This window comes from Kitasatospora sp. MBT63 (assembly GCF_000710465.2).
In the GTDB taxonomy this organism is placed as follows: domain Bacteria; phylum Actinomycetota; class Actinomycetes; order Streptomycetales; family Streptomycetaceae; genus Kitasatospora.
In genome coordinates, this window is record NZ_JAIZ01000314.1 from 1 (window position 1) to 12,755 (window position 12,755).

The following is a 12,755-nucleotide window of genomic DNA, read 5'->3' on the forward strand; positions in this document are numbered from 1 at the left end:
CGCTCGGGCGGGCGACGGAGCGGCTGCGCCGGGCCGCCGCCGAGGAGAGCGCCGCCCGGGAGCGCTCGGCCGCCCTGGCCCGGTTGGGCGCGGCGCTCACCACGCTGGCCGCCGACCTGGCGCCGGCGCTGGACCGGTACGGCCGGATCAGCCGGCTGGCCGCGCTGGTGGCGGGCGCGCCCGCGGACAACGCGCTGCGGATGCGGCTGGAGTCGTACGTGCTCGCGGCCCGGCTGGAGCAGGTCGCCGCGGCCGCCAGCGACCGGCTGGTGAAGATGTCGGGAGGCCGCTACACCCTGGTCCACAGCGACGGGCTGGTGGCGGGCAACAAGCGTTCGGGGCTGTCGCTGCGGGTGGTCGACGCCTGGACGGGCAGCGAGCGGGACACCGCCACCCTCTCCGGCGGAGAGAGCTTCTTCGCCTCGCTGGCCCTCGCACTGGGCCTGGCCGATGTGGTGACGGACGAGGCCGGCGGGATGCCGCTGGACACCCTCTTCATCGACGAGGGGTTCGGGAGCCTCGACGAGCAGACCCTGGAAGAGGTGATGGACGTGCTGGACGGCCTGCGGGAGCGCGACCGGGCGGTCGGGATCGTCAGTCACGTCGCCGATCTGCGCAGCCGGATCCCGGCCCAGCTGCTGGTGCGCAAGCACCGGCACGGTTCGACCCTCCGGCTGGCCGGGCGCGAGGACGCCTGAGCGGATCCCCGGCCGGGGCGGACCCGGCCGGCGGGAGGGCCGGGCGGAGGGGTCAGCCCGAGCAGGCGATCCGCTGGGCCTGCTGCCAGGTGCAGACCGGGCAGAGGGTGCTGCCCGGGTGGTCGGCGGGGTACTCGGTGGGCTCGCCGCAGAGCACGCAGTCGGCGCGCGGGCCGGTGGGCGCGGGGTCGGGGGTCAGGCCTGCGGCCGGGTCACCGGCGGGCGCGAGTTCGCAGGCCGCGGCGCCGGCCGGGCGGGCAGTCGGCTCGGGGGTGTCCGGGTCCGTCATACCGCCTTCCTACCCGCCGGACCCGGCTGCCCGCAAGGAGCGGCCGGGTCGGCCGGCGGGTCGGCCGGGCGGGCCAGTGGGTCAGCCGGGCGCCGGGCAGAGCGAGGGGACCGGGCCGCGGCTCAGCCGAGGAAGGAGAGCCGGACCGAGCGGCGGGGGTTGTCACCGTTGGTGTCGATCAGCACCACGGACTGCCAGATCCCGAGTGCGAGCTGGCCGCCGATCACCGGGAGGGTGGCGTGCGGTGCGACCAGGCCGGGCAGCACGTGGTCCCGGCCGTGGCCGGGGCTGCCGTGCCGGTGCAGCCAGCGGTCGTCGGAGGGCAGGAGCTGGCGCAGCGCGTGCAGCAGGTCCTGGTCGCTGCCCGCGCCGGTCTCGATCACGGCCACACCGGCGGTGGCGTGCGGAACGAAGACGTTCAGCAGACCGTCCCGCCCGGCGGCCGCCCCGGCCAGGAACGAGGTGCAGCGTTCGGTGATGTCGACGGCAGCCTCGTCGGAGCCGGTGGTGATCTCGAAGACGATGGAGTGGAAGTTGTCTGCCATGGCGCCATCCTGACGGATCGTCGTCCGGGCGGGCGGCGGTGTCCGCGGCGTGGCGCACGGCCCGGCCGGACCCGGGTACGACCTGGAGGGGGATGGCTGCGTCCTGCTGCCATCCCCCTGGACCTGCGGCGCGCCCGGCGCCGAGGCCTGGTCTAGCCGCGGCTGCCGAAGAGGCTGCGGCGGAGCCGGCGCAGCGGCGTCAGCAGCCGCACCCGGGCTGTCCGCCGGCGCGTGGTGGAGGTGCCGGCGCCGCGCGGCGTCAGCTCCCTTATCAGCCCGAGGGCCTCGGCGGTGTCCACCACCGGGAGCGCGGGCGCGCCCAGCACGGCGAGGTGGCGCTCGATCCGGCGGCCGGTCGTGCCGACACCGCACTGGATCGCCGGCACTCGTGCCCGTGTCCGTGCTTGCATGTGTTCCATCAATTTCCCACCCCTACGAGGCGCCAGGGCCGTGAGGCGAAGACTATCCGTGTGAGACGGAGTCCGCGCAACCGTCCTGGTGTTCTGCCACCGTATCGTGCGACAGGAACTGACACATCACCAGGTGTCAGTGGCCTGGGTCACGAGTAGGCATCGAAGCCGGCCGGCCGCGCTCCGGCCGCGCGCTCTCTTCGCAGGTCGCGCCGGGCGCACCCGGGTATCGCGGGTCCGCGGCGCGGGCCGGACGCCCTCTTCCCTTTACCCCCGGGCACCTGCTAACGCTCCGGTTGTCACCGGATCTCCACTACTGGAGCTGCACCTCCGGACCGTCCGGGAGCTCCGGGGGGTCGAGCAGGGCCGAGACCCCCACCCCGGAGAGGCCGAGCCCGGTGAAGCCGGCCAGCACCAGGACGACCAGCCAGGCGCCCGGGCCGTCCCAGTCGACCTGTCCGCCGTGCAGAATCAACCCGGTCAGGCCGAGCAGCCCGCTGATGACCAGCGCGGCCATCCCGTTGCGCACCCGGCGCAGCTCCGCCTCGCGCCAGCCGAGCAGCAGGGCGACGCCGAAGGCGACGCACCAGGCACCGAGCGCCCGGACGTCCAGCGGCCGGGCGGCCCACGGCCAGTGCCGGGCCGCGGGGTCCGGCAGGACGTACAGCAGCAGTCCGGTGACGGCGACGGCGAGGCCGCTGGTGACGATCGGGGCGGCCACCCACCAGGGCAGCCGGGGCACGCGCGGCGGTTTGGGGCCGGCCGTCCGCCACTGCGCGCCGAGCGCGACCAGGCCGATCAGCGGCGCCAGCAGGTGGACGCCGAGCCAGGTCCAGGCGGCGGCGAAGGCGGGCAGCGTGCCGCCGGTGAGGTGCAGGGTGCGGCGGCCGAGCAGGCTGGCGCCGAGCATGAGCAGCATGAACAGGGCGCTCGCGGCGGTGGCGACCCGGACCTTCTCCCAGGTCCTGGCCCGCAGCGCGAGCACCAGCATGGCGCAGGAGCCGCCGTACCCGGCCCCCAGCAGGGCGGCGGTGACCGGCGACATCCGCCAGGCGAACAGCGCGTCGGTGGAGCCGCCGAAGAAGGTGAGGGCGAGGAAGACCGCGCCGGCGGCGACCGCGAGCGGCCCGAGCATCAGCAGCCGCAGGACCGGACTGACCGGCCTGGCAGGCAGCGGCGGCCGGCCCATGGGCGCTCCTTTATGAGACTTCGCGTCAATATAGGAGCACGGGGACACCTGCGGCAATGGTTGGGACATCATTCAGAAACTGAACACATCCGAGGGATTGACTCCGCCGAAACCTCCAAGCAGTATCTGTATCAGCACCGTTTCGAGGGACATCACCCCAAGATCCGGAAGTAATGTGTTCGACATATGAATAGTCTTCCGACACTGCAGTGAGTCACTGCTTGGCCGTCTCGACGCTGCGACGGTTCGACTCCCCCGCAGTGAACGGGACCGGCGGTCGGTCGTTGAGGGTCGGCCGGACCGCCACACCGGACTGCCGGTGCCGCCGCTCGCACGGCGCGGCACCGGCGGTCGCGTTTCCCGTTCCCCCGACCGCCGCGTCGGCGGTGATCGAACGCGCAGCCGGGCTCGCTAGAGTTGGCCGTACCGGCGCACCTGCCGACAGCCACCTGCACCCGTCGCGGAGAACCCACGCGTGAGCCCCCTGTTGAGCATCGTCCTGCCGGTCCACGGGGTCGAGCGCTACCTGCCCGGCTGCCTCGACTCGCTCTCCGCCACGGCCGCCCGGCCCGGCGAGGTCGAGGTGATCGCGGTCGACGACCTCTCCCCCGACGGCTGCGGCGCGATCCTGGACGCCCACGCCGCCGGCGACGACCGCTTCCAGGTCCTGCACCTCACCGAGAACCAGGGACTCGGCGGCGCCCGCACCGTCGGACTCGCCGAGGCCACGGGCCACTACGTCTGGTTCGTGGACAGCGACGACTCGCTGCCGCCGGGCAGCCTGGACGCCGTCCTCACCGAGCTCCGCCGCGAGCAGGAGACCGAGCGGGCGGGCGGGCGGCCCGCGGACGTCCTGCTCACCGACTTCACCCACGTCTACCAGGACGGCAGCACCGAGCCCAACCCCTGGCGGCACCTGCTCGCGGGCTCCCCGCTGGTCGAGGGCTGCACGCTGGCCGAGCACCCCGCCCTGCTCACCGCCGTGATGTCGGTCTGGAACAAGGTCTTCCGCCGCGACTTCCTGGAGGGCCTCGGCGTCGCCTTCGGCCGCGGCTACTACGAGGACATCTCGGTCACCTACCCCGCGCTGCTCGCCGCCGGACGGCTGCGCTACCTCGACCGCCCCTGCTACGCCTACCGGCGCGGCCGCCCGGGCGCCATCACCGCGACCGCCTCCCCCAAGCACGCGGACGCCTTCGCCCAGTACGACGCGATCTTCGCCTTCCTCGGCCGGCACCCCGAGGTGGGGCCGGAGCTGCGCACGCTGGTGTTCGACCGCACCGTCAAGCAGGCCCTCACCGTCCACGACACCCCCGGGCTGGTGCCGACCGGGATGCGCGCGGAGTTCTTCCGCCGGATCGGCGAGCACTTCGAGCGCCACCGCCCCGCCGGCTACCGCTTCCCCGGCGGGGTGCGCGGCCTGCAGTACCGGCTGGTGGCCCGCGGCGCCCGCCGCTCGTACGCGGAGCTGCGGCGCGGCGGCCGGCTGCCCGGATCGGTCAAGCGCGGCACCCGCGCGGTGGCGCCCGCGGTCCGCAAGGCGGTCCGCGGCAGCGCCCGCTTCACCGCCTACAACACCTTCCGCCGGCTGCCCGTGGACCGGAACCTGGCCGTGTACGCGGCGTACTGGCACCGCGGGTACGCCTGCAACCCGGCCGCCATCTACGAGAAGGCCCGCGAGCTGGCACCGCAGGTGCGCGGCGTGTGGGTGGTGGAGAACCGCGCCCGGGCCGCCACCCTGCCGCCCGGCGTGCCGTACGTCATCCTCAACACCCCCGCGTACCTGCGGGCGATGGCCACCGCCAAGTACTTCGTCAACAACGTCAACTTCCCGCACACCATGGCCAAGCGGCCCGGCACGGTGCACCTGCAGACCCAGCACGGCACCCCGCTCAAGACCATGGGCATGGACCTGCGGGACTACCCTGTCGCCGCCGACGGCATGGACTTCGAGCGGCTGCAGGAGGCGGTCGACCGCTGGGACTTCCTGGTCTCCTCCAACCCGCACACCAGCGAGCACTTCGCCCGCGCCTTCCCCGGCCGTTACGAGATGCTGGACACCGGCTACCCGCGCAACGACCGGTTGGCGCTCGCCACACCCGAGGAGTGCGCCGCGCTGCGCGAGCGGCTCGGCATCGAGCCGGGAAGCACCGCCGTGCTGTACGCCCCGACCCACCGCGAGGCCCAGGGCGGCTACGTGCCGCTGGCCGACCTGCGCGAACTCGCCGGGCAACTCGGCCCCGGCTTCACCCTGCTGGTGCGCACCCACTACTTCCACGACGGCGGCGCGGGCGACCTGACGGCCGGTCCGCAGGACGCCAGGATCCTGGACGTCTCCGACCACCCGGTGGTGGAGGACCTCTTCCTGGCCTCGGACGCCCTGGTCACCGACTACTCGTCGATGATGTTCGACTACGCGGTGCTGGACCGTCCGATCGTGGTGTTCGCGCCGGACTGGGACGAGTACCGGCACGCCCGCGGCGTCTACTTCGACCTGCTGGCCGAGCCGCCGGGTGCGGTCGCCACCGACCAGGACCAGCTGGTGGCGGCGGTGCGGGCGGGTGACCCGGAGCCGGACGCGCGGGCGGCGTTCCGCAAGCGCTTCTGCCCGTGGGACGACGGCCGGGCGGCGGAGCGGGTGGTGCGGCGGGTGTTCCCGGTCCAGGGCTGACGGTCCGGGGCTGACCGCTCGGGCTGACCGCTCGGGGCTCAGGGCTGGGGGCTCAGGGTTGGGGGCTCAGGGCTGGGGGCCGAGCTCCAGGTACTCCGCGACCAGGCCGTCCGGGTGCCGCAGCTGCCGCCCCCGGCCGTGCGGCATCGCCGGCAGCTCCCGGACCAGCTCGGCGCCCTGGGCCAGCAGCAGTTCGGTGGTCCCGGCCAGCGAGTCGACGGTGAACACCACGCCGACCTCGCGTTCGGCGGCGAGCGCCTCCTCGGCGCCGCTCAGCACCAGCACCGGTCCCACCACCGTGACGGTCAGGCCGGTGGCCTCGACGGTCCGGGTCGGGCCCGCCGCGGCGCCGGTGACGGACTGGTAGAGACGGACCGTCTCGGTGTGCCGGTCCGGCGCGGTGCGGACCGGGACCAGGGCAGTACGGATCGGCATGGCCACCCCCCCCGTGACTCGGCGCGGCTCGGTGCTCCGCCGTTACACGCTAACCCGTCGCGGGCCCGCCCGGTCCGGCTTCCGCCGGATCCGGCACCCACCGGGCGGACGGTGCCGACGGCACGTCACGGCCCCGCACCGTGGGCGCCGCGTGGCCGGCCCGGTGCGGGGCGTGACGGGAATCGCACCGGTCCAAGGGCCGGAAGGAGTGGACGGGCCCGGGGGGCGGTGTCGTAATCTGCCAGCTGACCTCGGTCCGGGTACGGCCGAGCCCATGTGTCGGCCGGCCGGGGAGGGCCCATGATCAACCTCATCACCAAGCTCGTGCTCAAGCCGCTGGCGAGGACGGTGTACCGTCCCGTCATCGAGGGGCTGGAGAACGTGCCGCGCAAGGGTGGGGTGATCCTGGCCAGCAACCACCTCTCGTTCATCGACAGCGTGGTGATCCCGCTGACCGCGCCGCGCCAGGTGTTCTTCCTGGCCAAGGCCGAGTACTTCACCGGCACCGGGCTCAAGGGCGCCATCGTCCGGTCCTTCTTCACCAGCGTCATCAACGCGGTCCCGGTCGAGCGCGGCACCTACCGGTCGGCGGCCGCCTCGCTGGAGCAGGCGCTGGACATCCTGAACGACGGCAAGGCCTTCGGCATCTACCCGGAGGGCACCCGTTCGCTGGACGGCCGGCTCTACCGCGGCAAGACCGGCGTGGCCTGGCTGGCGCTGACCGCGGGCGTCCCCGTGGTGCCGGTGGCACTGGAGGGGCCGCAGGACATCCTGCCGGTCGGCCGGCGGATCCCCCGGATCCGGCAGGTGACGGTCCGTTTCGGCGAGCCGCTGGACTTCTCCGCCCTGCACGGCCAGGCCCGCTCGGCCAAGGCCCGCCGTCAGGTCACCGACGAGGTGATGGCCGCCATCCAGGAACTGTCCGGCCAGCAGACCGCCGACGGCTACAACGAGCTGCCCAAGGCGGCCTGAGCCGGCGCAGCCCCGCCGCCCAGGAACTCCCGCAGCAGCGCGCCGACCTCCCCGGCGCCCGCGGCGGGCAGCGAGTGGTGCGAGGACCCGGGCAGCGTCGCCAGCCGGACGTCCGGCAGCGCCCGGGCGCCCGCGGCGACCTTCCCGAGGTGGTGCGCCCGGCTCCGCCCGGCCAGCAGCACCAGGGTCGGCACGTCCAGCGCCCGCAGCGCCGCCGGGCCCGGCCGCCGGCCGATCACCGGCTTCGGGCGGGGCAGTTCGGCGGCGCCGAGGGCGAACTGGCGCTGCCAGTCCTCGTCGACCGCGGCACCCTCGCACTCCCAGGCCAGGAAGGCGCGGACCCGCTCCGCGCTCGGACGGGCCAGCATCGGCAGGGCGCGCAGCAGGTAGCCGGGCCGCAGTCCCGCGAAGCACCGGGTGGGGTCGAGCAGCACCAGCCTGCCGATCCGCCCGGGGTCGTGCAGGGCGTGGCCCAGCGCCTGCCAGGCGCCGTAGGAGTGGCCGCCGAGGTTGGTGCGGTCCAGGCCGAGGCCGTCGAGCACGGAGGTCAGCCAGGCCGTCAGGTCCGCGGGCCGCGCGAGCGGACGGTCCCCGGCCACGCCGCGGCCGGCATCGCCGGGCGGGTCGACGGCGTACACCCGGTACCGGTCGCCGAGTTCGGCGGCCAGCGCGCACCAGACGGTGGCGCCGGCGCCGCCGCCGGGCAGCAGCACCAGCGGCTCACCGTCCTGCGGGCCGTGGGCCAGCACCCGGGTGGTGCCGTACGGCGAGCGGAGGTCGAGCGCGGTGGTGCCGGCCGGCCACTTGGCGAGCACGGTGTCGTACGCGGTGTGGAAGTCGTCCACGGACATGGCGGGTCCCCGTTCCCGGTCGGTGTTCCCTTGTCGGCCAATATTCTCGCCGGCCAATACTCTCGCTGAGCGAGATACTGGGCAAGCGACAGAACGGACGGAAGGCGGGACGGATGGACGACGGGAACCGGGCGATGGGGCTGGTGCACCTGCTGCGCGCCCTGACCGTGGAGCTGGACCGCTTCGGCGGCGAGTTCGCCGCCCTGCACGGGCTGCACCCGACCGATCTGCGGGCGCTGATCGAGCTGCTGGACGCCGACCGGGCCGGCACGGCGGCCACCCCGGGCCTGCTGGGCGGGCGGCTCGGCCTCAACTCGGCCGGCACCACCGCCCTGGTCGACCGGCTGGAGCGGCTCGGTCTGATCCGCCGCGGCCGGGACACCGCCGACCGGCGGCGGGTGCTGCTGGCCGTCGACGAGCGGGCGGTCGAGCTGGGCCGGTCCTTCTTCGGACCGGTGATCGGTGAACTGGTCACCGCGATGGCGGGGTTCGACCCGGCCGAGCTGGACACCGCCCGCCGGTTCCTCGGGGCGATGGGCGAGGCGGTGGCCCGGGCCCGCGGGGCGGACGGCGCCGCCGGGGCGCCCGGGTCAGACTGAGACCGGGGCGCCCTCGCGGCGCAGCAGCGCGGCGTAGCGCCCGCCGAGCGCCAGCAGCTCGTCGTGGGTGCCGAGTTCGGCGATCCGGCCGCGGTCGAGCACGGCGATCTGGTCGGCGTCGCGGACGGTGGAGAGGCGGTGCGCGATGGTGATGGTGGTGCGGCCGGCCGCGAGCGCGTCGATGGCCTGCTGGACGGCGAGCTCGGTGCGGTTGTCCAGGGCGCTGGTTGCCTCGTCGAGGATCAGCACCGGCGGGTTGCGCAGGATGGTGCGGGCGATGGCGAGGCGCTGCTTCTCGCCGCCGGAGAACCGGTAGCCGCGCTCGCCGACCAGCGTGTCGTAGCCGTCCGGCAGGGCCGCGATCATGTCGTGGACCTGGGCGGCGCGGGCCGCCTCGACCAGTTCGGCGTCGGTGGCGTCCGGCTTGGCGAAGCGGAGGTTGTCGGCGACCGAGGCGTGGAAGAGGTAGGTCTCCTGGGAGACCACGCCGACCGTGTCGGCCAGGGTGGCGAAGGAGAGGTCGCGCACGTCGGTGCCGTCGATGGTGACCCGCCCGCCGGTCACGTCGTACAGCCGCGGCACCAGGTAGCTGAGGGTGGTCTTGCCGGAACCGGTCTCGCCGACCACCGCCAGCGAGCCGCCGGCCGGGATCTTCAGGTCGATACCGGCCAGGGTGGGCCGCTCCTGGTCCGGGTGGTAGCGGAAGTCGACGCCGTCGAAGGCGACGTCGCCGCGGACGGCGGCCGGGCGGACCGGCTGCGCGGGTTCGGCGATCTCCACCGGCAGGTCGAGGTACTCGAAGATGCGGTGGAACAGCGCCAGCGAGGTCTGCACCTGGACGCCGGTGGAGAGCAGGCTGACGGTGGGCCGGAACAGTCCCTGCTGGAGCGAGACGAAGGCGACCAGGGTGCCGATCGAGACGATCGGCGCGCCGCCGGCCGCGGTCAGCCCGGCCGCCCAGTAGATCAGCGCGGGCATCGCGGCCATCACCACGCCGATGGTGGACATCCGCCAGCGCCCGGCCATGCTGGAGCGCACCTCCAGGTCGGCCAGCCGGTCGGACTGCCCGGTGAACTCGCGGGAGAGCGAGTCGGAGCGGCCCATGGTGCGGCCGAGCAGGATGCCGCTGACCGAGAGCGACTCCTGGACCGCCGAGCTCATCGCGGCCAGCTGCTTCTGCCGCTCGGTGGTGATCTTCTTGCGTTCGTTGCCGACCCGGCGGCTGATCCAGACGAACAGCGGGAGCAGGAGCAGCGAGACCACGGTCAGCCGCCAATCCAGCGCGACCATGGCCGCCACGCTGGCCACCACGGCGGTCAGGTTGGACACCAGCGAGGTGGCGGTGGAGGTGACGGTGGACTGCATCCCGCCGATGTCGTTGGCGATCCGGGACTGCACCTCGCCGGTGCGGGTGCGGGTGAAGAAGGCCAGCGACATCCGCTGCAGGTGGCTGTAGACGGCGGTGCGCAGGTCGTGCATGACGCGCTGGCCGACGGTGGTGGAGATCAGCGTCTGCAGCACGCCGAAGACGCTGTTCACCACGGCGGCCGCGATCATGCCGAGCACCAGCAGGGTGAGCAGGCCGGTGCGGCCCTGCGGGATCGCGGTGTCCAGCACGGCGCGCAGCAGGAACGGGGTGGCCACCGAGACCACGGCGGAGGCGGCGACCAGCAGCCCGACGATGGCGAGCTGCCAGCGGTAGGGGCGGAAGAGCGCGGCGATCCGGCGCAGCTGGGCGGGCGGTGCGGGCTCGCCCTTGGCGCGTTCGGGCGGGGTCCAGTCGGTTCCTCGGTCGGGTCGCAAGGGCAGCCTCCGTCGGGCGCGGGCGGGTGGGGAGCCAGCATACCGAGCTTGGCTCATGGTTAGCCAAACTAATAATGAGCCTCGGTGTATTCCGGCCGGCCCCGCCCGCGCCCCGGCGCCTCAGCGCCTCAGCGACTCAGCGCCTCAGTCGGTGGTGCGGTAGGTGCGCGCCGCCTTGGCCGAGACACCGCCGAGACCACCGCTGGGCAGCAGCCGGGCCACCGCGACCGCCAGCTTGTAGCGCTTGCCGGGGACGGAGAGCGAGCGGCCGCGCGCGAGGTCGCGCAGCGACTCGTCGACCACCCGCTCCGCCGACAGCCAGCCCCAGGCCGGCACGTTGCCGGTGCCCATCCCGGCCCGCTGGTGGAACTCGGTGCGGGTGAAACCGGGGCACAGCGCCTGCAGCCGCACCCCGCTGCCGCCGAGGTCGCGGGCGATGCCCTGGGTGAAGCTGACCACCCACGCCTTGGTCGCCCCGTAGGTGCCGCGCGGCAGGAAGGCGGCGACCGAGGCGACGTTGACGATGCCGCCGCGGCCGCGCTCGCGCATCCCGGGCAGAGCGGCGGTGGTGGTTCGTAGCACCGCCTCCACGTGCACCTTCAGCATGTCCAGCTCGTCCTGGACCGGGACGTCGAGGAAGGCGCCGCGGTTGCCGAAGCCGGCGTTGTTGATCAGGATGTCGACCGGCCGCCCGCCGTCGCGCAGCCGCTCCTCGACGGCCCCGATGCCCTGGTCGGTGGCGAGGTCCGCGGGGAGCGTCTCGACCTGGACGCCGTACTTCTTGGCGAGTTCCTCCGCGGTGGCCGCCAGGCGCTCACGGTCGCGGGCGACCAGGACCAGGTCGCGGCCGTCCCTGGCCAGGCGGCGGGCGAAGGCGGCGCCGATGCCGGCGGTGGCGCCGGTGATGAGAGCTGTCGTCATGGGGAGACCGTACTGGCTGGTAGCGGCGCCGCGCACCGGTGCGCCGACGCGGGTCGGCACCGGACCGCGGGGAGCGGTCCGGTGCCGGCCCTGTGGCGCCGAGCCGGGGTCAGGCGCGGTACGAGGCCCAGGAGTTGGTCATCCGGGTGACCTGGCCCGGGGTGAACTGGGTCATGCAGGAGTCGTAGGTGTAGTCCATGAAGTTGTGGATCGGGTCCACACCGGTGGAGCTGCAGGTGTTGCGGCCGGTCGGGCACTCGAAGGCCGCGCTGGCCTCGGCGGGGGTGTCGGCGACCGAGTCGCCGCTGCCGCTGCAGCCGCCCTGGAAGGTGTGGTACAGCCCGAGCCAGTGGCCGATCTCGTGGGTGGCGGTGTCGCCCTCGTTGTAGTTGGCCGCCGAGCCGCCGGGCAGCGAGGTGTCCAGGATGACCACGCCGTCCATGGTCGGCTGGGAGCGGTAGGAGCTCGGGAAGGTGGCCCAGCCGAGCAGGCCGTCGCCGAGGCTGGCGGTGTACAGGTTGAGGGCGTTGGCCCCGCCCTTGTGCAGCGCGGTCTTCATCGCCTTCTCGGCGCTGGTGCCGTCGGTGATGCCGTTGTACCAGGCGGCCTTGTCGGTGTAGTCGGTGGCGGCCAGCTGGAACTTGAACGGCGTCGCGGTGTTGCCCGAGCCTTGGCCGCCGTAGGCCGCGTTCAGGACGGCGATCTGGCTGTTGATGGCGCTGGCGCTGAGCTTGCCGGTGGAGCCGCTGTGGATCACGTGGAAGTAGACCGGGATGGTGGTCGCGGCCAGGCCGCCGTCCACCATGCTCCGGGAGTCGGAGGAGCGGCGCAGCTGCTCGACGGTGGACTTCAGGTCCGCGTCCATCGCCTTGACCTGGCCGGCCGTCAGCGAGTTGGGGTCGTGCGCGGTGGAGCCCTCGGCCTGGCGCGCGGCGGCGTCGGTGTGCCCGGCCGACGAGCCGTCCACGCAGGTGGACGCGGCGGCGGGTGCGGCGGTGGCCGCGGAGAAGGTGGCGGGCACCGCGAACTGGGCGGTGCCGAGCGCGGCGGCCAGCGCGGTGACGCCGAGGATCCGGTTGGCGATGCGCATGGCGGAGCGGGCAGGACGAGACATCTGCTCTCCCGTGGGGGTGTGGGGGGTGGCGGATTGGGGCCGCCGAGCAGAGGTTAAGCACTGCCGCCGTGTACGCGTCAGATCCGTTCCGGCCGCGAAATACTCCGGACAAATCCCCCAACTACCGCAGGTTTACCGGCCATTGGGGCACCCCAGATGGAGGCTTTACATCCGGGCAACCCCACCGGAACATCGCCATCGTGGCCGGAAACCGCCCCCGGACAGCACGGCGGGGGGGGGGGGGCGGGCCCCCCCCCC

Annotated in this window: 13 protein-coding genes; 4 read left to right on the forward strand and 9 right to left on the reverse strand. The window is 73.9% G+C overall.

Translation table 11 applies throughout. The features are described 5' to 3' along the window. The coding region (locus tag AA75_RS19235; protein WP_033821346.1) for an SbcC/MukB-like Walker B domain-containing protein at positions 1 to 698 on the forward strand (698 nt) is incomplete at its 5' end. 52 nt (positions 699 to 750) lie between these two features. Here AA75_RS19235 and AA75_RS19240 read toward each other — a convergent pair. The 4 genes from AA75_RS19240 to AA75_RS19255 all read right to left on the reverse strand — a co-directional run bounded on the left by AA75_RS19240 (position 751) and on the right by AA75_RS19255 (position 3,131). Next, the gene (locus AA75_RS19240; RefSeq protein ID WP_033821347.1) at positions 751 to 987 is read right to left on the reverse strand and encodes a hypothetical protein; all 237 of its coding nucleotides are present in this window, start codon (positions 985 to 987) and stop codon (positions 751 to 753) included. A 122-nt stretch (positions 988 to 1,109) separates the two neighbouring features. Next, positions 1,110 to 1,532 carry a YjbQ family protein gene (locus AA75_RS19245; protein WP_033821348.1) on the reverse strand — a complete coding sequence of 141 codons (423 nt, stop codon included), beginning with the start codon at positions 1,530 to 1,532 and terminating at the stop codon, positions 1,110 to 1,112. Positions 1,533 to 1,684: 152 nt separating this feature from the next. Beyond that, complete coding sequence (locus AA75_RS19250) at positions 1,685 to 1,951, reverse strand: hypothetical protein (protein ID WP_033821349.1); 267 nt, start codon at positions 1,949 to 1,951, stop codon at positions 1,685 to 1,687. A gap of 304 nt (positions 1,952 to 2,255) precedes the next feature. Continuing rightward, positions 2,256 to 3,131 carry a hypothetical protein gene (locus AA75_RS19255; protein ID WP_033821350.1) on the reverse strand — a complete coding sequence of 292 codons (876 nt, stop codon included), beginning with the start codon at positions 3,129 to 3,131 and terminating at the stop codon, positions 2,256 to 2,258. A 475-nt stretch (positions 3,132 to 3,606) separates the two neighbouring features. Here AA75_RS19255 and AA75_RS19260 point away from each other — a divergent pair, with 475 nt between their 5' ends. After that, positions 3,607 to 5,802: a bifunctional glycosyltransferase/CDP-glycerol:glycerophosphate glycerophosphotransferase gene (locus tag AA75_RS19260; protein ID WP_199520358.1), complete on the forward strand. Its 2,196-nt coding sequence runs from the start codon at positions 3,607 to 3,609 to the stop codon at positions 5,800 to 5,802. 66 nt (positions 5,803 to 5,868) lie between these two features. Here AA75_RS19260 and AA75_RS19265 read toward each other — a convergent pair whose 3' ends face one another. Beyond that, entirely contained in the window at positions 5,869 to 6,237 is a 369-nt protein-coding gene (locus AA75_RS19265) for a hypothetical protein (protein ID WP_033821351.1), read from the reverse strand. Positions 6,238 to 6,537: 300 nt separating this feature from the next. Between AA75_RS19265 and AA75_RS19270 the strand changes: the two genes are divergently transcribed. Beyond that, entirely contained in the window at positions 6,538 to 7,209 is a 672-nt protein-coding gene (locus AA75_RS19270) for a 1-acyl-sn-glycerol-3-phosphate acyltransferase (protein ID WP_033821352.1), read from the forward strand. Here AA75_RS19270 and AA75_RS19275 read toward each other — a convergent pair. After that, on the reverse strand, positions 7,182 to 8,060 hold the full coding sequence (locus tag AA75_RS19275) for an alpha/beta fold hydrolase (RefSeq protein WP_033821353.1): 879 nt from the start codon (positions 8,058 to 8,060) through the stop codon (positions 7,182 to 7,184). The two genes, AA75_RS19270 and AA75_RS19275, sit on opposite strands and share 28 nt — an antisense overlap. A gap of 113 nt (positions 8,061 to 8,173) precedes the next feature. Here AA75_RS19275 and AA75_RS19280 point away from each other — a divergent pair, with 113 nt between their 5' ends. After that, the gene (locus tag AA75_RS19280) at positions 8,174 to 8,659 is read left to right on the forward strand and encodes a MarR family winged helix-turn-helix transcriptional regulator (RefSeq protein ID WP_033821354.1); all 486 of its coding nucleotides are present in this window, start codon (positions 8,174 to 8,176) and stop codon (positions 8,657 to 8,659) included. Here the strand turns inward: AA75_RS19280 and AA75_RS19285 are convergent. The 3 genes from AA75_RS19285 to AA75_RS19295 form a co-directional block, all read right to left on the reverse strand. Beyond that, positions 8,651 to 10,462, reverse strand: coding sequence for an ABC transporter ATP-binding protein (locus AA75_RS19285; RefSeq protein WP_033821355.1), 1,812 nt, complete (start codon positions 10,460 to 10,462; stop codon positions 8,651 to 8,653). The genes AA75_RS19280 and AA75_RS19285 overlap by 9 nt on opposite strands. 144 nt (positions 10,463 to 10,606) lie before the next feature. After that, positions 10,607 to 11,383, reverse strand: a complete 777-nt coding sequence (locus tag AA75_RS19290) for an SDR family oxidoreductase (protein WP_033821361.1) — start codon at positions 11,381 to 11,383, stop codon at positions 10,607 to 10,609. A gap of 109 nt (positions 11,384 to 11,492) precedes the next feature. Next, a complete protein-coding gene (locus AA75_RS19295) occupies positions 11,493 to 12,497 on the reverse strand; it encodes a zinc metalloprotease (protein WP_033821356.1) in 1,005 nt (334 codons plus the stop codon). Positions 12,498 to 12,755: the final 258 nt, after the last annotated feature.